Raw genomic sequence first — 15,238 nt, forward strand, 5'->3', positions numbered from 1 at the left:
TAGCTTCAGGGAGGGCTTCCAGTGCAATTTTCAAAGAAAATCATCTGCTTGATGGCGCTCTTGCCGTTGGCTGGCTGTGACCTGCTGGTGGATCGCTATCGGGTCGAGTTCAGGGATGGATCCTGGCGCGAGATTGCCATTACCCCCTTCTCCAGCGAGGCACGCTGGCGCGAAGGATGTGCCACTGGCGAGGTGCTGAGCGACATGACGGTACCCATCAAGCGTGGCGACAAGGTGAATGGCCGTGAACAGCTGTTGATTGGAGGGGAGAAGTTCGAGCTGGATGACAACAATCTCTATCGCAGCAATGGCATGGTATTCGGCCAGTCGCCGGATCATATCCAGCGCGGCCTGAAAGGACTGGATGCCTGTCGCGGCCTGCGCCTCGAGCGAGGGGGTATGCCCAAGCTCAAGGCGCGCGGGTTTGGTGAGTGATTAGGTCTTGCTGGTGACCGCCTGGTGCTTGCGGCAGGCATCGCCAAAAGCCTGGAAGATCTTGATTGAGTAGGGGTTTTCCCTCGCTTTCCACTCCGGATGCCACTGCACTGCCAGCAGGAAGGGGGAGATGACGGGGGCGTGGATCGCCTCTATCAGGCCATCCTCGGCGTGGGCCAGCGGTTCCAGCCCGCTGCCCAGCGTCTTGATCCCCTGTCCGTGCAACGAGTTGACGGCAATGCTCTCTTCGCCCATGAGCTCGGCAAACCAGCTGCCGGAGACCAGATTAATCTGGTGGCTCTCGCCATACTGCTCGTCGACCGGATCGTCCGAATCTTCCCGATGATCGTCATATCCCGGCTCGCTATAGACCTTCTGGTGGATATCTCCACCCAGCGCCACGTTGATCTCCTGCATGCCGCGGCAGATGCCGAGGATCGGTAGTCCGCGCGCCAGCGCCCCCTTGATGAGCGGCAGATCGAACAGATCGCGATCCCGATCCTGTTGCTTCTCCGGAGTGAGATTCTCCTGACCATAGAGGGCGGGGTCTATGTTGGAACCCGCCCCGCTCAGGTAGACGCCATCCGCCAGATCCAGATACTGCTCCAGATCGGCGGTGCCACAACAGGTGGGCACCAGCAGCGGAACGCAGTGGCTGAGTTCGACCAGCGGCGTGATGTATTTGTGGGTCATCACCTGATAGGCGTGGCCGTTGCGGGGCTGAGCACCCATGGTCATCAATACGACGGGTTTACGGTTGGGAGGGAGTGAAGGCGTTGGCATAGGGCACCTGAGTTATCCTTGGCGTTGAATTCGCATCCTGCGCCTTGGGCAGACCCTTGCACATAAACCGGACAAGGGCATGCCTCAAGGCATGGTCAAGGGATCCCGTGTCGGCCCGGGGGGCAGAATCGTCGGTCAGCCTCGGCAACGACAGCCTGGATCCTGCTTCCAGTCTGCCAAGGCCGTTCAATATGTCAAACAAAATGATGCAAAAATGTTAATGGCTGTGACTTTCATCTTCGCCAAACAGCCTGTTTGTGGCCATTCCAAGCCATCGCTTTGCATAAAACTGCTGCTTTGTGGTGGATATATTAAACAAGGTGATGTTGTGATGCGGGCGGGAGTAGCGGGGCGTGCATAAAAAAACGCCTCCCAAGGGGAGGCGTTTTCGGGGATCACAGCAGGTCTTCAATCTCGCCGCGCAGATACTGGTACATCTCGCGATAGGCGACCGGCGGCTTGTTCAGCTCCCGCTCCTTGTTGGCGCTGCGGATCAGCTGGCGCAGCTTCTGGCGATCCAGTTCGTGGAACTGGGACATCAGCTCGTTGAGGGCGCTGTCTCCCTCGCTGATCAGCCGCTCGCGCCACTGCTCCAGCCGGTGCAGGCGGGCATTCACGGTGGAGTGGCGGTTCTTGATGATGGAGAGCGCTTCGGCGATCGGCTCTACATCCCGGCTGCGCATCAGGCGGCCGATGAACTGCAGGTGACGGCGGAAGGACTCATCTTTCTTCGGCTTGAGCTTGCGGCCCAGCTCGACCGCTTCGGCCAGCTCTTCATCCAGCGGGATCTTCTCCAGCTCGCTGTGGCTGAGGGAGACAATCTCTTCCCCCATCTTCTGCAGGGCTTCGGCATCACGCTTGAGCTGGCTCTTGCTGGGACCCCAATCTTCCCACTCGTTGTCGTCTTGATGGTGACTCATCGGTCTCTTGATTCCTGTCATTCACATTTGGTGGATATGTTACCAGCTTCTCCCGCTGGGCGCAGGGGTCTGATATGCTTAGCCCCTTTCCTTCCTTCATACAGATGTGAGTTATGGATCAGCAAGACCAAATCCGCCAGGATCAAGCCCATCTCGAGGCCGTGGTTGCCGAGGCTCTGGATATTGCCAAAGGACTGGGCGCTTCGCTGGCCGAAGTCTCCATCAGCAAGCAGACCGGACTGTCGGTCAATACCCGCGGTTGTGAACTGGAAAGTATTGAATTCAACAAGGACGGCGCGCTCGGTATCGCCGTCTATCGCGATGGCTGCAAAGGCTCCTCTTCCACTACCGACCTGAGTCGTCCCGCCATCCGTGCCGCTGTTGAAGCGGCGATGGAGATTGCCCGCCACACTTCACCGGATGCCTGTGCCGGTCTGGCTGATGCCGAACTGCTGGCCTGGGATGCGCCCGATCTGCAACTGTGTCACCCGGTGGCGCTGGATCCCCAATACGGGATCGAGCTGGCTACCGAGTGCGAGCGCCTGGCGCTGGGGCGCGATGCCCGCATCAAGCACTCCGACGGGGCTGGCTTCTCCAGCCACCTCGGCATTAAGGTCTATGGCAACAGCCATGGCTTCGTCAAAGGCTATGCAGCCTCGCGCAACTCCCTGAGCTGCGTGCTGATCGGCGAGCAGGATGGTGACATGCAGCGCGATTATGGCTACTCCTCCAGCCGAACTCTTGAAGGGATCTGGAGCCCGCAGCGCATTGCCGATGAAGCGGTGGAGCGTACCCTCTCCCGCCTTGGCGCCCGCAAGATTGCGACCTGCCAGGCGCCGGTCATGTTCCATCCCGATACCGCCTCCGGTCTGTGGGGTCATCTGGTGATGGCGATCAGCGGGGGCAACCTCTATCGCAAGTCGAGTTTCCTGCTCGACAAATTGGGCAAGCAGATCCTGCCCGAGTGGCTGACCATCCAGGAGTTCCCCCACCTGCTGGGCGGTCTGGCCAGTACTCCGTTTGATGGCGAAGGGGTGCGCACCCGCGACATGGACATAGTGCGCAATGGCGAGCTGATGAGCTGGCTGCTCACCTCCTACTCCGCCCGCAAGCTGGGGCTGACCAGCACCGGCCACGCCGGTGGCATCCATAACTGGCAGGTCTCCAGCACAGGTCAGGACTTCAATGGCATGCTCAAGGAGATGGGCACCGGTCTGCTGGTGACCGAGCTGATGGGGCAGGGGGTCAACATCGTCAATGGCGACTACTCCCGCGGCGCTGCCGGCTTCTGGGTCGAGAATGGCGAGATCGCCTATCCGGTTGAGGAGATCACCATTGCCGGCAATCTGGCCGAGATGTTCAGCCACATAGTGGCGGTGGGTAGCGATGAAGATGATCGCTCCAGCCTCAAGACCGGCTCGGTACTGGTAGAGAGCATGAAGCTGGCGGGTCACTGATCCCCCGGCTCTGCCGAGCAGAAAGAATGCAAAAGGCCCCTCGCAGTGCGAGGGGCCTTTTTGTTAGCCAGTTCTCAGGGTCGGCAATCAGCCCTTGATGCGTTCGATGCGGCCACCCAGACCTTGCAGCTTCTGCTCGATGTTCTCGTAGCCACGGTCGATGTGGTAGATGCGGTCGACGATGGTGGAGCCTTCAGCAACGAAGCCAGCCAGAACCAGGCTGGCAGAGGCGCGCAGATCGGTCGCCATCACCTGGGCGCCCTTGAGCTGAGCGGTATCGCGGCAGATGGCCACGTTGCCCTGCAACTCGATGTCGGCGCCCATCCGTACCAGCTCGGGAACGTGCATAAAGCGGTTCTCAAAGATGGTCTCGGTGATCATGCCGGTGCCTTGGGCCACCGCGTTCAGCACGGTGAACTGGGCCTGCATGTCGGTCGGGAATGCCGGGTAGGGAGCAGTCTTGATGGTGACCGGCTTGAGCGTGCGGCCAGTCATGTCGAGGGTTATCCAGTCTTCACCCTTCTCAATCAGGGCGCCAGCCTCTTCCAGCTTGACCAGTACCGCTTCCAGCAGGGTCGGGTCGGTGTTGCGGCAGGTGATCTTGCCGCCAGTAACCGCTGCGCCCACCAGGAAGGTACCGGTTTCGATACGGTCAGGCTGGACGCTGTAGCTGCCGCCGTGCAGACGCTCGACGCCGTCGATGATCAGGGTGTCGGTGCCAGCGCCCTGGATCTTGGCGCCCAGCGTGTTGAGGAAGTGGGCCAGATCGACCACTTCCGGCTCGCGCGCGGCGTTTTCGATCACGGTACGGCCTTCAGCCAGGGTAGCGGCCATCATCAGGTTTTCGGTACCGGTGACGGAGACCATATCCATCAGGATGTGGGCACCCTTCAGGCGACCGTCAACGCGGGCCTTGATGTAGCCATCCTCGATGGTGATCTTGGCGCCCATCAGTTCCAGACCGTGGACGTGCAGGTTGACCGGACGGGCACCGATGGCGCAGCCGCCGGGCAGGGAGACGTCGGCAGCACCGAAACGGGCGGCCAGCGGGCCCAGCGCCAGAATGGAGGCGCGCATGGTCTTCACCAGCTCGTAGGGGGCAACGTGGTTGTTCACGGCACCAGTCAGCACGGTCATATTGCCGTTGACCTTGGTGGTGGCGCCCAGCATCTCCAGCAACTTGATGGTGGTGCCCACGTCTTTCAGGCGCGGCACGTTGGAGAGGTGCACCTCTTCATCACAGAGCAGGGTTGCGAACAGGATCGGCAGCGCGGCGTTTTTAGCGCCGGAGATGGTCACTTCGCCGTTGAGAGTACAACGACCATCGATTTTGAATTTGTCCATTTTCTACTTGGTTACCAAATCAGGAGGGCATTAGGAATTTACGTTCGCGTTTCCACTCGGCGTCGGTGAACGCCTTGATGGAGAGGGCGTGAATGGCGTTGCTGGCGATCTTGTCCATCAGCGGGGCATAGATGGCCTGCTGTTTCTTGACCCGGCTCATGCCGTCAAACATGTCACCAACGGCGATCACCTGATAGTGACTACCGTCCCCTTTGACATGGACTTCGGACAATGGCAGAGCCTCGAGGAGTATCGCTTCAATTTCAGAGACTTGCATTATGCGTCCTCAGTTGTGAGCGGAGTTGACTGAAACAAACCGGCCACCCCGTAGAGGTTGGCCAGGGTATAGAAATCACTGGAGGCGCCCACCAGTTGCGGTGTGGCGCCTCGTGCGAGAGCGGCTTTAGCCCATTTGACCAGCAGTGCCAGCCCGGCGGAGTCGAGGGTGGTGACCCCGACCAGCTCGAGCCGGTCATCCTGCCACCACTCGTCGCGGCGTTGCCACAGGTCCTTGACCTGTGGCGCTTGCAGATCACCGCTCAGGATCATTTCTTGAGTACCAGCGGCTTGGCATTGTGCTCGTTGAGCTGCTTGATCACGGCATCGATGCCATTCTGGCGGATGAGGCCGCCCAGCTCGCTCTGCTTGGCGGAGAGCAGGCTGATCCCCTCTGCCACCATGTCGAAGGCTTTCCACTCGCCGGTCTTGTTGTTCTTGCGCAGCTTGAATTCGAGGAAGATGTCCGGCTTGCCGGCCTCTTTCACGCTGACGTTGACTGCGGTGATGTTGCTGGCACCCGGCGCCTTGCCCGGCTCGACCTTGACGGTCTGCTTGTCGAAGTGGGCCAGCGCGTCGGCATAGGAGCTCACCATGTACTCGGTAAAGGCGGCGACGAAGGCGTCACGCTGGGCCGGAGTGGTCTCCTTGATCTGGTTGCCCAGCACCTTGTAAGCGGCGAAGCGGTTGTCCACATAGGGCAGCAGCTCTTCGCGGATGATCACCCGCAGGTGATCCGGATTGCTTTTGACCTCAGCCTGATCGGCTTTCAGGCGGGCAAAGGTCTGTTTGGCTGCCTGATCCACCAGTGCGTAGGGATCGGTGGCATCAACCGCCTGAGCGGAAAGGGAAAAGAACATGCTGGTCATCAGACCCAGCAGCAGGGCAATTTTCTTGAACATGGTTACTCCTTCTTGCTGTCTGACTTGCTGTCGGAGGACTGGCTGCTATAGAGGAACTTGCCAATCAGATCTTCCAGCACGATGGCGGATTTGGTGTCTTCAATCAGGTCGCCATCCTTGAGCATGCTGGTCCCCATCTCCTCGTCGGTAAAGCCGGGGGCCAGACCGATGTACTGCTCGCCGAGCAGACCGGAAGTGAGGATGGAGAGGGTGCTGGTCTCGGAGAACTCGCCGGCACTCTTTTCCATCTGCAGGGTGACCTCGGGAACCTGGGTTTTCGGGTCGAGCACGATGTCGCTGACCCGGCCAACCACCACGCCGCCGACCTTGACCGGCGAACGGACTTTCAGGCCGCCGATATTATCGAAATGCGCGCGCAGGGTATAGGTTTCTCCTTCCGGTTTGAAGCTCAAACCGGCCACTTGCAGTGCCAACGCCAGAATGGCACCGATGCCGGCCAGCATGAAGGTGCCAACCAGGAATTCTACTTTGCTGAACTTCATCTTTACCTTATCCAAACATGACTGCAGTGAGAATAAAATCCAGGCCGAGTACGGCGAGGGATGAGTGAACCACGGTACGAGTCGTGGCCTGACTGATCCCGGCCGAGGTCGGCTTGGCATCATAGCCGTTGAAGAGGGCTATCCAGGTGACCACCAGAGCGAAGATAAGGCTCTTGATGGCACCCTGCATGATATCTTCATGCCAGTCGACCGAGGCCTGCATGGCAGACCAGAAGCCCCCTTCGTCGACGCCAAGCCAGTCAACCCCGACCAGCTTGCCGCCAAAGATACCGATCAGGCTGAACATGAAGGCCAGCAGCGGCATGCTGATGACTCCGGCCCAGAAGCGGGGCGCCACCACCCGGCGCAGCGGATCGACTGCCATCATCTCGAGGCTCGAAAGCTGCTCGGTCGCCTTCATCAGGCCGATCTCGGCCGTGAGGGCCGAACCGGCGCGACCGGCAAACAGCAGCGCGGTCACCACGGGGCCCAGCTCCCGCAACAGGGAGAGAGAGACCAGCGGGCCCAGACTCTGCTCGGCCCCAAAATCCTTCAGTACGTTGTAGCCCTGCAGCGAGAGCACCATACCGATGAACAGCCCCGACACCAGAATGATGGCGACGGACTGCACCCCGACAACATAGAGCTGCTGCACCAGCAACGGGAAGTGCTTGCGTGGTTCGGGTTTGCCCGCCAGCGCATGGAACAGCATGATGGCTGCCCGACCCAGGGAGGTGATGGCGCGAATGCCGACCCGCCCCAGCTTGCTTATTTGACTTATCAACATCAGAGATCCTGTAGCAGGTCGCCTGCCGGAAAGTGAAACGGAACAGGACCATCGGGCAATCCTTTGAGGAACTGCTCGACTTCGGGGTTGTGCTCCTCGCGCAGCTGTTCCGGCGTACCGTGCGCCACCACCTTGCGGTTGGCGATGATGTAGGCGTAATCGGCGATGCTGAGCACCTCTTTCACGTCGTGGGTGACGATGACTGAGGTGATACCAAGGGCATCATTCAAATCCTTTATCAGCTTGACCAGCACCGCCATGGTGATGGGATCCTGGCCGACAAACGGCTCGTCATACATAATGAGGTCGGGATCCAGCGCGATGGCACGAGCCAGTGCCGCCCGGCGGGCCATGCCGCCGGAGAGCTCGGAAGGCATCAGCTTTGCCGCGCCGCGCAGACCTACAGCCTGCAGCTTCATCATGACAATGGTGTGGATCAGCTCTTCCGGCAGACCTGAGTGCTCCCGCAACGGGAAGGCCACGTTGTCGTAGACCGTCATGCCGGTAAAGAGGGCACCGCTCTGGAACAGCATGCTCATCCGCTTGCGCACCTCGTAGAGGCGCGAACGGGAGAGGGCGGGGATATCTTCCCCGTCAAACAGGATATGACCGGACTCGGGTTTGAGCTGGCCACCGATCAGCCGCAGCAGGGTCGTTTTGCCGATGCCGCTCGGGCCCATGACGGCGGTGACCTTGCCACGGGGAATGGTCAGGTTGATCCCGTCATACAGCAGCCTGTCTCCGTGACTGAAGGTCAGATCGGAGACGGTGATCAGGTCATTGTTCAAACAATTGTCCATTCGGTGTAAATGAGGTGCGAATTTTATGGGCTAGTCTAGGTCTAAGCAACAGCAAGGAACAACTATTGAGCAGCCTTCAGCGTGGTTTGCGCGACAGTTTTATGTAACAAACTGCGTCATGTGTTACGGGATTTACCATCCGATTCGCTTATCAGAGCAGACTTTTTTATAATCCCGCAGCTAAATTCGCCCCGGAGCTGTCTCTTTATGTCTGCAACCCCCGAGAAAGTGTCTGAACTGTTCGATTTCCGTCGCAGTGCCCGTGCGGTGCTGGACACAGAAAAACAAGCGATTGATGGACTCTATCAGTATCTGAACGACGCCTTCGACAAGGCGTGCGAGATGGTGCTCCGTTGTGGTGGCAAGATAGTGGTCACCGGGATGGGCAAGTCGGGCCATATCGGCAGCAAGATTGCCGCCACCCTTGCCAGTACTGGTACGCCAGCCTTTTTCCTCCACCCGGGTGAGGCCAGCCACGGCGATCTGGGGATGATTTCGGCAGGGGACCTCATCATCGCCATCTCCAATTCCGGTGAGAGCGACGAGATCCTGGCCCTGCTGCCGGTGCTCAAGCGTCGCGGAATCCCGCTCATCTGCATGACCGGCAACCCGGCCTCTACCATGGCCAAAGAGGCCAACGTGCATCTGTGCATCAAGGTGGAGAAAGAGGCTTGTCCGCTCGGGTTGGCTCCCACCTCCAGCACCACGGCGACGCTGGTGATGGGTGATGCGCTGGCGGTCGCTTTGCTGGAAGCGCGCGGCTTTACCGCCGATGATTTCGCTCTCTCTCACCCGGGTGGTTCGCTCGGCAAGCGGTTGCTGTTGCGAGTGGGCGATTTGATGCACAGTGGCGAGCTGTTGCCCCGGGTAGGGATCGATGCCACCATCAGCGAAGCGCTGCTGGAAGTTAGCCGTAAAGGGCTCGGTATGACCGCAGTGGTTGACCAGCACGGGCTTCTGGCGGGACTCTTCACCGATGGCGACCTGCGCCGTATTCTCGACCAGCAGGTCGATATTCATCGCACCCCCATCAGCCGCGTCATGACGGCCAACTGTGTTACCGTAAGGCCGGAGATGATGGCGGCAGAAGCCGTCAAACTGATGGAAACGAGAAAAATCAACGGATTACTGGTTGTGGATGGCGACAAGCGCCCGCTGGGTGCCTTCAACATGCATGACCTGCTGAAAGCCGGAGTTATTTGATGCAAAACGTACCGACCCTCTATGGTCCGGTGACGCGCAGCCAGTTCGACAAGGCGGCGCAAATTCGCCTGCTGGTGTGCGATGTGGACGGGGTTCTCTCCAATGGCCTCATCTACATGGGAAACAACGGGGAAGAGCTGAAAGCCTTCTGTACCCGTGATGGTGCCGGCATGAGAGCGTTGCTCAATGCCGGGATCGAGATCGCCATCATTACCGGGCGCAACTCCCGTATCGTCAGCGATCGGATGAAGAGCCTGGGGGTGGCCCATGTGGTGCAGGGGGCAGACAAGAAGTTGCCTCATTTTGAAGCCCTGCTGACCAAGCTGGGACTGGCACCCGAACAGGCAGCCTACATGGGAGATGACACCATCGACCTGCCGGTGATGGAGGCCTGTGGCCTCGGCATTGCGGTTGCCGATGCCCATCCGCTGGTGCTGAGCCGTGCCGATATGGTGACCCGGCTTGGCGGTGGGATGGGGGCGGTACGCGAAGTGTGCGATCTCATCCTGCAGGCGCAGGGCCATGACGATTATCAGCCCGAGGTATCGGCATGAGCAGACAGACCCTGTTGTTTGGCCTGCTGTTTCTGGTCGCTCTGGTGGCCTGGCAGCTTGGCAAGGTGGAGCTGGTGCCCGAGGCCAAGGTAAAAACCGAGCACTATCAGCCGGATTTTGTCGCCAGAGATCTGGTGACCACCCGGTTCGATGTCAACGGCAAGCGTACCGAGCGGCTGGAGTCCCAGTATGCTGAGTATTTCCAGATCCTCGAGCAGGCGACCTTCGAAAAACCGGTGGTCTACATGTTTGACGAACAGGGACAGGCCGAGTGGAAGGTGACGGCCGAGACCGGCGTACTCAATACCGATGACAACGTGATCCTGCGGGACAAGGTGCATCTGGACGGGTTGCTGCCGGACTCCTTTATCTCCAAGCTGGATACGCCCTATATGGAGCTGGATCTGGTGACACAGGACGTACGCAGCAATCGGCAAGTGAACATTTTGGGTCAGGATTTCCAGACCGAAGGGGTTGGCCTCAAGGGCCATCTGGACCGCAAATATTTTGAGCTACTGGATCAAGGTCATGCCATCTATTTCAATGAAAAACGCTAATCTGGCCCTCGCCGCTCTGATGCTCTGCGGCACAGTCAACGCCAAGGAGTCTGACTTCACCGAGAAGGTCTATGTCGACGCCATCAAGCAGGTGGCCGAGATGCAGGACAACCGAATCACCTTCGAGCAGGATGTGACTATCAATCAGGGCACCATCAGGATTAAGGCTGACAAGGTTGTGGTAACCCGTTCCGGCGAGAAAGGGGCCGAGGTAATGACAGCCTATGGCAAACCCGCCACCTTCTTCCAGATCCTGGATAACGGCAAGCCGGTCAACGCCCATGGCGACAGCATTCGTTACGAGCTGAAAAAGCGTCTGGTGACTATCACCGGTAACGGCCAGCTCAAGCAGGAAGATAGCCAGGTCAACGGTGACCTGATCCGTTACGACATCGTCAAACAGAAGATGATTGCCGAGAGCAAGACCCCGAACCAGCGGGTCAAGACGGTGTTCCTGCCCGATCAGGTCGAGAATTTCGACAAGCCCGCCGACCAGAAGAAGCAGGGAAAATAAGCCATGGCAGTATTGAAAGCAGTCGGCCTGCAGAAGAGTTACAAGCGTCGCATGGTGGTTAGCGACGTGAGCCTTGAGGTCGGAACCGGCCAGATCGTCGGCCTGCTTGGCCCCAACGGTGCCGGCAAGACCACGTCGTTTTACATGATCGTCGGGCTGGTACAGCGCGATGCCGGTCTCATCACCATCGATGATCAGGATATCAGCCTGCAGCCCATGCATGTGCGTGCCCGCAACGGCATCGGTTATCTGCCGCAGGAAGCCTCAATTTTCCGCCGCCTCACTGTGTATGAAAACCTGATGGGGGTGATGCAGACGCGCAAGGAGTTGAGTCGCGAAGAGCGGGAGGACAAGGTTCAGCAACTGCTGGAAGAGTTCAACATCACCCATATCTGCGACAACCTGGGGCAAAGCCTCTCCGGTGGTGAGCGGCGGCGGGTCGAGATTGCCCGGGCGCTGGCAGCAGAACCGCGCTTTATCCTGCTGGATGAACCCTTTGCAGGGGTTGATCCGATTTCTGTGATAGACATCAAGAAGATCATCCAGCACCTGAAAGATAGGGGTCTTGGCGTCTTGATTACCGACCACAACGTCAGAGAGACTCTGGACGTATGCGAGAAGGCTTATATCGTCAGCCACGGCCAGATGATTGCCGAGGGTGCTCCGGCCGATATCCTCGCCGATGAACAGGTCAAGCGCGTCTATTTGGGCGATCAATTCAGTCTATAGTAAGGGGGCAGCCTTCATTCTCTGTGACAGTGCCTCGCTGAACATAAGGATATCCCGACGTAGATGAAGCCGACATTACAGTTGCGTCTCGGTCAGTCCCTGACCATGACGCCGCAATTACAACAAGCGATTCGTCTGCTCCAGCTCTCCTCTCTGGAACTCCAGCAGGAAATTCAGCAAGCGCTCGAAAGCAATCCTCTGCTGGAGCAGGAAGAGAGCGACGTGCAGGAGACTGCCCCGCAAGAGACTGTCGATGCCAGCCAGCTCGACTCCAGCGATGCCATGGCTCAGGAGCAGATGCCGGACGAGCTGCCGGTAGATACCACTTGGGATGAGGTTTACTCCGCTGGCACCGCCCAGAGCGCAGGCCCGATCCACGACGGTGAAGACAGCGTCTATCAGGGCGAGACCACCGAAAACCTGCAGGACTATCTGCTGTGGCAGATGCGGCTCACTCCGTTTAGCGATGTCGATGCCGCCATCGCGCTCGCTATCATCGATGCCATCGACGAGTCCGGTTATCTGACCGTTGCTCTGGAGGATATCCAGGCTGCCGTCAGCAGTGACGAGGTGGAGGTCGAGCTCGACGAGGTGGAGGCAGTTCTCAAGCGGGTGCAGCATTTTGACCCGGTCGGTATCGCCGCCCGCTCGGTGCAGGAGTGTCTGCTTATCCAGTTGGAGCAGTATGCCCCCGAAACGCCCTGGCTCAACGAAGCCAAAGAGGTGATCCTCGAGCACATGGATCTGCTCGGCAACCGTGATTATCGCACTCTGGCCCGTAAAACCCGCCTCAAGGAGAGCGACCTCAAGGAGGTGCTGGATCTCATCCAGCTGCTGGAACCCCGCCCCGGTAACGGCATTATCCAGAGCGACTCCCAGTATGTGATTCCCGATGTCTCGGTGGTAAAGCGCCAGAACCGCTGGGTGGTGGAGCTCAACCCCGATTCCGCCCCGCGCATTCGGGTCAACGAGACCTATGCCGCCATGGCCCGCAACGCCCGCAGCAGCACGGATACCCAATTCATCCGCTCCCACCTGCAGGAGGCCAAGTGGTTCATCAAGAGCCTTGAGAGCCGCAACGATACCCTGCTGAAAGTAGCCAGCTGTATTGTCGAGCAGCAGCAGGGCTTTTTCGAGTATGGTGAAGAGGCGATGAAGCCGATGGTGCTCAATGACATCGCAGAAGCGGTGGAGATGCATGAGTCGACCATCTCCCGGGTGACCACCCAGAAATACATGCATACCCCCCGTGGTATCTTCGAATTGAAGTTTTTTTTCTCCAGCCATGTGAACACCGAAGGAGGAGGAGAGTGCTCATCGACCGCAATTCGCGCGCTCATCAAAAAGCTGGTGACGGCAGAGAATCCTGCCAAACCGTTAAGTGATAGCAAGATCGCGGATTTGCTGGCCGAACAGGGTATTATGGTGGCTAGACGCACGATCGCTAAGTATCGCGAATCCTTGTTTATCCCACCTTCCAATCAGCGCAAACGCCTGGTTTAGGCAAAACAAAAGGATGATGTTATGCAAATTAACCTGACCGGACACCATGTCGAGATCACCGAAGCTCTGCGTGATTATGTGAATAACAAATTTGCCAAACTCGAGCGTCATTTTGACCACATCAACAACGTGCATGTGGTGCTTAGCGTAGAGAAACTGAACCAGATTGCCGAAGCCAAACTGCATGTCAGCGGTGGCGAGGTGTTCGCCAACTCCGAGCATGCCGATATGTATGCCGCGATTGATACCTTGCTCGACAAGCTGGACAGGCAGATCATCAAGCACAAAGATAAGTTAAATAAAAAATAACTATGCAACTTGAACACATACTGAGTCGGGACTGCACCAAGAGTGCAGTCCCATGTACCAGCAAGAAACGCGCTCTCGAAATTATCAGCGAGCTGGCCGCCGAACGCCTCGGCACCTCCCGCCAGGCGCTGTTTGAATGCTTGCTGGCCCGCGAGAAAATGGGTAGTACCGGGATCGGTGCCGGTATTGCGATCCCCCACGGTCGAATTGACGATGAGTTCCCGCCAACCGCGATCCTGATGACCTTTGCCGAACCCATCCCTTTCGACTCCATCGACAATCAACCGGTTGACCTGCTGTTTGCCTTGCTGGTACCGGAGAGTGAGTGCAAACAGCATCTCAAGACCCTTTCTCTGATGGCTTCCAAGCTGGGTGACAAGGCGGTCTGCCGCCAGTTGCGTCAGGCTACCAGTGACGAAGAGCTCTATCAGATCATGACCTCGGCCTGATGTGCAGGCCCTGATGACACACCCGTTTTGGCGTGAGGGAACAAGATGCAGTTAATCGTGGTGAGTGGACGTTCGGGCTCCGGCAAGACGGTAGCCCTGCGGGTGCTGGAGGATTTGGGTTACTACTGTGTAGATAACCTGCCGGTCAACCTGCTGCCCCAGCTGATCGTCTCGGTCGAGAGCCAGTACGACAAGCTGGCGGTCAGCATCGACGTGCGCAACCTGCCCGGTGACCCGGAAAAACTGGAGAACCTGTTGGCTCAAGTTCGCAACGAAGGGCGGGTTGAATTTGCCAGCTTCTTCTTCGATGCCGACAACGGCACCCTGCTCAAGCGCTATGGCGAGAGCCGCCGTCTGCACCCCCTGTCGCGCAACAAGCTGTCGCTGGATGAGGCGATCCGTCAGGAGACCCACCTGCTGGCGCCGCTCTCCTCTACTGCCGACCTGCGTATCGATACCACCAACCTCAGCATTCACGACCTGAGCGAGCTCATCAAGACCCGGGTGCTCGGCAAGAAAGAGAACGAGCTGGTGCTGGTGTTCGAATCTTTCGGTTTCAAGTACGGCATTCCCAAGGATGCCGACTTCGTGTTTGATGCCCGCTTCCTGCCCAACCCGCACTGGATCCCGGAACTCAAGCCTTTTACCGGCAAGGATGAACCGGTTGCCAACTACCTCGCGGCGCAAGCTGATGTGATGCTGTTTACCCAGCAGATCGAAAACATGCTGGCGACTTGGTTGCCCCATCTTGAGCGCAACAATCGCAGCTATGTGACGGTCGGCATCGGTTGCACCGGCGGTCAGCATCGTTCGGTCTTTATCGCGGAGCGGCTGGCAGCGGCCTTCAGAGCACTGGGCAAGAACGTGCAGCTCCGCCACCGCACCCTCGACAAGAACCCATCCCACTCCTGATGACGCAATAGGACGGCCAAATGACAGTCTCTGCTTCGGTTGAAGTGAAAAACAAGCTGGGCATTCACGCCAGACCGGCCATGATGCTGTTCGAGCTGGTACAGGGATTCGATGCCCATGTGTTGCTGCGTAATGAAGATGGGGTCGAGGCCGATGCCGACAGCGTGATTGGCCTGCTGATGCTGGACTCCGCTCAGGGCAAGCAGGTGGAAGTGCAGGTTGAGGGCCCCGAAGAGGTTGAGGCCCTTGCCGCCGTAGTGGAGCTGTTCACCTCGGGTTTCAACGAGGAGTAGTAACGACG

The 15,238-nt window shown here is 58.5% G+C and carries 21 protein-coding genes; 12 read left to right on the forward strand and 9 right to left on the reverse strand.

Going from position 1 to position 15,238, the window contains the following annotated elements; all coding sequences use genetic code 11:
• The first annotated feature begins 51 nt into the window (after positions 1–51).
• Entirely contained in the window at positions 52–435 is a 384-nt protein-coding gene (locus AACR93_RS12040; protein ID WP_041210163.1) for a hypothetical protein, read from the forward strand.
• Here AACR93_RS12040 and AACR93_RS12045 read toward each other — a convergent pair whose 3' ends face one another.
• The gene (locus tag AACR93_RS12045; RefSeq protein ID WP_043850956.1) at positions 436–1,218 is read right to left on the reverse strand and encodes a gamma-glutamyl-gamma-aminobutyrate hydrolase family protein; all 783 of its coding nucleotides are present in this window, start codon (positions 1,216–1,218) and stop codon (positions 436–438) included.
• Between the two features lie 395 nt (positions 1,219–1,613).
• The gene (yjgA, locus tag AACR93_RS12050) at positions 1,614–2,138 is read right to left on the reverse strand and encodes a ribosome biogenesis factor YjgA (RefSeq protein WP_041210114.1); all 525 of its coding nucleotides are present in this window, start codon (positions 2,136–2,138) and stop codon (positions 1,614–1,616) included.
• A 113-nt stretch (positions 2,139–2,251) separates the two neighbouring features.
• Between yjgA and pmbA the strand changes: the two genes are divergently transcribed.
• On the forward strand, positions 2,252–3,595 hold the full coding sequence (gene pmbA, locus AACR93_RS12055) for a metalloprotease PmbA (protein WP_041210115.1): 1,344 nt from the start codon (positions 2,252–2,254) through the stop codon (positions 3,593–3,595).
• 87 nt (positions 3,596–3,682) lie between these two features.
• Here the strand turns inward: pmbA and murA are convergent, their stop codons facing one another.
• From murA to mlaF, 7 genes are read right to left on the reverse strand one after another with little or no spacing between them, the layout of a single operon-like run.
• A complete protein-coding gene (gene murA, locus AACR93_RS12060) occupies positions 3,683–4,939 on the reverse strand; it encodes a UDP-N-acetylglucosamine 1-carboxyvinyltransferase (RefSeq protein WP_043850957.1) in 1,257 nt (418 codons plus the stop codon).
• Positions 4,940–4,958: 19 nt separating this feature from the next.
• Positions 4,959–5,216 carry a BolA family iron metabolism protein IbaG gene (gene ibaG, locus AACR93_RS12065; RefSeq protein ID WP_033115468.1) on the reverse strand — a complete coding sequence of 86 codons (258 nt, stop codon included), beginning with the start codon at positions 5,214–5,216 and terminating at the stop codon, positions 4,959–4,961.
• Complete coding sequence (locus tag AACR93_RS12070; protein WP_043850958.1) at positions 5,216–5,488, reverse strand: STAS domain-containing protein; 273 nt, start codon at positions 5,486–5,488, stop codon at positions 5,216–5,218. Before AACR93_RS12070 ends, ibaG begins: the two co-directional genes overlap by 1 nt.
• Complete coding sequence (gene mlaC, locus AACR93_RS12075) at positions 5,485–6,117, reverse strand: phospholipid-binding protein MlaC (RefSeq protein WP_041210118.1); 633 nt, start codon at positions 6,115–6,117, stop codon at positions 5,485–5,487. The genes AACR93_RS12070 and mlaC overlap by 4 nt, the downstream gene beginning before the upstream one ends.
• 2 nt (positions 6,118–6,119) lie before the next feature.
• The gene (mlaD, locus tag AACR93_RS12080; protein ID WP_033115465.1) at positions 6,120–6,620 is read right to left on the reverse strand and encodes an outer membrane lipid asymmetry maintenance protein MlaD; all 501 of its coding nucleotides are present in this window, start codon (positions 6,618–6,620) and stop codon (positions 6,120–6,122) included.
• 7 nt (positions 6,621–6,627) lie between these two features.
• On the reverse strand, positions 6,628–7,407 hold the full coding sequence (mlaE, locus tag AACR93_RS12085; RefSeq protein WP_033115464.1) for a lipid asymmetry maintenance ABC transporter permease subunit MlaE: 780 nt from the start codon (positions 7,405–7,407) through the stop codon (positions 6,628–6,630).
• Positions 7,407–8,207: a phospholipid ABC transporter ATP-binding protein MlaF gene (gene mlaF / locus AACR93_RS12090; protein WP_042030127.1), complete on the reverse strand. Its 801-nt coding sequence runs from the start codon at positions 8,205–8,207 to the stop codon at positions 7,407–7,409. The genes mlaE and mlaF overlap by 1 nt, the downstream gene beginning before the upstream one ends.
• Positions 8,208–8,414: 207 nt before the next feature.
• Here mlaF and AACR93_RS12095 point away from each other — a divergent pair, with 207 nt between their 5' ends.
• From AACR93_RS12095 to npr, 10 genes are all read left to right on the forward strand, one after another.
• The gene (locus AACR93_RS12095) at positions 8,415–9,410 is read left to right on the forward strand and encodes a KpsF/GutQ family sugar-phosphate isomerase (protein ID WP_043850959.1); all 996 of its coding nucleotides are present in this window, start codon (positions 8,415–8,417) and stop codon (positions 9,408–9,410) included.
• Positions 9,410–9,964: a 3-deoxy-manno-octulosonate-8-phosphatase KdsC gene (kdsC, locus tag AACR93_RS12100; protein ID WP_043850960.1), complete on the forward strand. Its 555-nt coding sequence runs from the start codon at positions 9,410–9,412 to the stop codon at positions 9,962–9,964. Before AACR93_RS12095 ends, kdsC begins: the two co-directional genes overlap by 1 nt.
• Positions 9,961–10,521 (forward strand): LPS export ABC transporter periplasmic protein LptC, encoded by a 561-nt coding sequence (gene lptC / locus AACR93_RS12105; protein ID WP_043850961.1) that lies wholly within the window; start codon positions 9,961–9,963, stop codon positions 10,519–10,521. Before kdsC ends, lptC begins: the two co-directional genes overlap by 4 nt.
• Positions 10,508–11,035: a lipopolysaccharide transport periplasmic protein LptA gene (gene lptA / locus AACR93_RS12110; protein ID WP_041210123.1), complete on the forward strand. Its 528-nt coding sequence runs from the start codon at positions 10,508–10,510 to the stop codon at positions 11,033–11,035. The genes lptC and lptA overlap by 14 nt, the downstream gene beginning before the upstream one ends.
• A gap of 3 nt (positions 11,036–11,038) precedes the next feature.
• Positions 11,039–11,764: an LPS export ABC transporter ATP-binding protein gene (gene lptB, locus AACR93_RS12115; protein WP_043850962.1), complete on the forward strand. Its 726-nt coding sequence runs from the start codon at positions 11,039–11,041 to the stop codon at positions 11,762–11,764.
• A 63-nt stretch (positions 11,765–11,827) separates the two neighbouring features.
• A complete protein-coding gene (locus tag AACR93_RS12120; RefSeq protein ID WP_043850963.1) occupies positions 11,828–13,267 on the forward strand; it encodes an RNA polymerase factor sigma-54 in 1,440 nt (479 codons plus the stop codon).
• 21 nt (positions 13,268–13,288) lie between these two features.
• Positions 13,289–13,576 carry a ribosome hibernation promoting factor gene (gene hpf / locus AACR93_RS12125; protein WP_005336323.1) on the forward strand — a complete coding sequence of 96 codons (288 nt, stop codon included), beginning with the start codon at positions 13,289–13,291 and terminating at the stop codon, positions 13,574–13,576.
• A gap of 2 nt (positions 13,577–13,578) precedes the next feature.
• On the forward strand, positions 13,579–14,025 hold the full coding sequence (gene ptsN / locus AACR93_RS12130) for a PTS IIA-like nitrogen regulatory protein PtsN (protein ID WP_042030121.1): 447 nt from the start codon (positions 13,579–13,581) through the stop codon (positions 14,023–14,025).
• Between the two features lie 45 nt (positions 14,026–14,070).
• Positions 14,071–14,937 carry an RNase adapter RapZ gene (rapZ, locus tag AACR93_RS12135; protein WP_041210126.1) on the forward strand — a complete coding sequence of 289 codons (867 nt, stop codon included), beginning with the start codon at positions 14,071–14,073 and terminating at the stop codon, positions 14,935–14,937.
• A 20-nt stretch (positions 14,938–14,957) separates the two neighbouring features.
• The gene (gene npr, locus AACR93_RS12140; RefSeq protein WP_033115454.1) at positions 14,958–15,230 is read left to right on the forward strand and encodes a PTS phosphocarrier protein NPr; all 273 of its coding nucleotides are present in this window, start codon (positions 14,958–14,960) and stop codon (positions 15,228–15,230) included.
• Positions 15,231–15,238: the final 8 nt, after the last annotated feature.

The organism is Aeromonas sp. L_1B5_3 (genome assembly GCF_963866575.1).
Lineage (GTDB): Bacteria > Pseudomonadota > Gammaproteobacteria > Enterobacterales > Aeromonadaceae > Aeromonas > Aeromonas jandaei.

Coding starts and splice junctions, on each gene's coding strand:
- AACR93_RS12040 (WP_041210163.1), top strand. CDS start 52: ATGGCGCTCTTGCCGTTGGCTGGCTGTGACCTGCTGGTGGATCGCTAT.
- AACR93_RS12045 (WP_043850956.1), bottom strand. CDS start 1,218: ATGCCAACGCCTTCACTCCCTCCCAACCGTAAACCCGTCGTATTGATG.
- yjgA (WP_041210114.1), bottom strand. CDS start 2,138: ATGAGTCACCATCAAGACGACAACGAGTGGGAAGATTGGGGTCCCAGC.
- pmbA (WP_041210115.1), top strand. CDS start 2,252: ATGGATCAGCAAGACCAAATCCGCCAGGATCAAGCCCATCTCGAGGCC.
- murA (WP_043850957.1), bottom strand. CDS start 4,939: ATGGACAAATTCAAAATCGATGGTCGTTGTACTCTCAACGGCGAAGTG.
- ibaG (WP_033115468.1), bottom strand. CDS start 5,216: ATGCAAGTCTCTGAAATTGAAGCGATACTCCTCGAGGCTCTGCCATTG.
- AACR93_RS12070 (WP_043850958.1), bottom strand. CDS start 5,488: ATGATCCTGAGCGGTGATCTGCAAGCGCCACAGGTCAAGGACCTGTGG.
- mlaC (WP_041210118.1), bottom strand. CDS start 6,117: ATGTTCAAGAAAATTGCCCTGCTGCTGGGTCTGATGACCAGCATGTTC.
- mlaD (WP_033115465.1), bottom strand. CDS start 6,620: ATGAAGTTCAGCAAAGTAGAATTCCTGGTTGGCACCTTCATGCTGGCC.
- mlaE (WP_033115464.1), bottom strand. CDS start 7,407: ATGTTGATAAGTCAAATAAGCAAGCTGGGGCGGGTCGGCATTCGCGCC.
- mlaF (WP_042030127.1), bottom strand. CDS start 8,207: ATGGACAATTGTTTGAACAATGACCTGATCACCGTCTCCGATCTGACC.
- AACR93_RS12095 (WP_043850959.1), top strand. CDS start 8,415: ATGTCTGCAACCCCCGAGAAAGTGTCTGAACTGTTCGATTTCCGTCGC.
- kdsC (WP_043850960.1), top strand. CDS start 9,410: ATGCAAAACGTACCGACCCTCTATGGTCCGGTGACGCGCAGCCAGTTC.
- lptC (WP_043850961.1), top strand. CDS start 9,961: ATGAGCAGACAGACCCTGTTGTTTGGCCTGCTGTTTCTGGTCGCTCTG.
- lptA (WP_041210123.1), top strand. CDS start 10,508: ATGAAAAACGCTAATCTGGCCCTCGCCGCTCTGATGCTCTGCGGCACA.
- lptB (WP_043850962.1), top strand. CDS start 11,039: ATGGCAGTATTGAAAGCAGTCGGCCTGCAGAAGAGTTACAAGCGTCGC.
- AACR93_RS12120 (WP_043850963.1), top strand. CDS start 11,828: ATGAAGCCGACATTACAGTTGCGTCTCGGTCAGTCCCTGACCATGACG.
- hpf (WP_005336323.1), top strand. CDS start 13,289: ATGCAAATTAACCTGACCGGACACCATGTCGAGATCACCGAAGCTCTG.
- ptsN (WP_042030121.1), top strand. CDS start 13,579: ATGCAACTTGAACACATACTGAGTCGGGACTGCACCAAGAGTGCAGTC.
- rapZ (WP_041210126.1), top strand. CDS start 14,071: ATGCAGTTAATCGTGGTGAGTGGACGTTCGGGCTCCGGCAAGACGGTA.
- npr (WP_033115454.1), top strand. CDS start 14,958: ATGACAGTCTCTGCTTCGGTTGAAGTGAAAAACAAGCTGGGCATTCAC.